Source organism: Acinetobacter sp. YH16031 (assembly GCF_013417335.1).
In the GTDB taxonomy this organism is placed as follows: Bacteria; Pseudomonadota; Gammaproteobacteria; order Pseudomonadales; family Moraxellaceae; genus Acinetobacter.
Window position 1 is genome coordinate 1 of record NZ_VPED01000182.1, and the last position, 1157, is coordinate 1157.

Sequence of the window (1157 nt, forward strand, 5' to 3'; positions counted from 1 at the left end):
ACATTATTTAAAAATGCATTTCGTATAATTGCCATTATGTTAAATAGAGAGTCTTAATGTTATAAGTGGACTTATCTTTAGTGAGTGTTGGTCAATTTCACTTAGAATATATTTGTTTTTTTCTCTTTTACATTCAAATAACTTGGTAGTTTGGTTAAATGTTATTTGTCCATTAGCCTGATGTTTAGCATATAAAATTTGAATTTTATCCGATGTGCTTTGTACCTTCTTCCACACTTCATAAGCATCAAGTTGGCTAATCCTTAAATAATTCTTTGTTAGTGATGAACAGACATAGTTCATTTCTTTAGTTTGAACATGATCTTCTTGGGTTATACATGCTGTACATAAGGAGGCTAAACAAAGGATGTAGATAAACTTATTCATAATGGGTAAAGATAATTAAGTACATTTTCTGCATATTAATTTTTTGATATAAAGATATACAGATACAATTTTATTTTAAAAAAGAGTACAGATTTGACTTTTTATTATCAGAACTTAGCAAATCAAATTGCTGAAAAAATTACTTCAGGTGAAATACAACCTAATCATAAATTGAGTTCTCTACGATCTTTTGCACAGCATCATAACGTCAGCATAACAACAGCCAAATCTTGCTATGAATTATTAGAATCAAGAGGTTTTATTTTTTCTAAACCCAAAAGTGGATACTTTGTAAAAAATCTCCCCAAACTTATAGATTTACCAACTTACCCAGAATTTAGTTCACACCCACGTAGCATCACGAATTTAGAACTACAAAATGAAATACAAGAAGCTTCTATTAATCAATCAAGAATACACTTGGGCGCTATACAGCTCTCTCCTAAACTGATCCCCACAGAAACATTAAGAAGGTCTGTACAACGTGCCCTAAAGCACAGTGCTCCAGAAGATTTTCTTTATAGTGATAAACAAGGACATCTTAAACTACGTCAAGCTTTATCTAATCATTGGGCTGAAGATGGAATTTATATTCAAGAAGATTCGATTTTTATAACTCATGGCTGTATGCCCGCAATATCTATAGTTATCCAACTTTTAACTAAGGTGGGAGATAGTATTATTGTTCCGACACCAAATTATAATGGGCAACAATTATTACTTGCTAATTTAGGTCGTAAAATTGTAGAAATACCAGCCTTTAACACGGG

The 1157-nt window shown here is 31.3% G+C and carries 1 protein-coding gene; it reads left to right on the forward strand.

Features of this window, described 5'->3' with window-relative positions; all coding sequences use genetic code 11:
- Positions 1-480: 480 nt before the first annotated feature.
- The coding region (locus FTV31_RS17025) for an aminotransferase class I/II-fold pyridoxal phosphate-dependent enzyme (RefSeq protein WP_180015819.1) at positions 481-1157 on the forward strand (677 nt) is incomplete at its 3' end.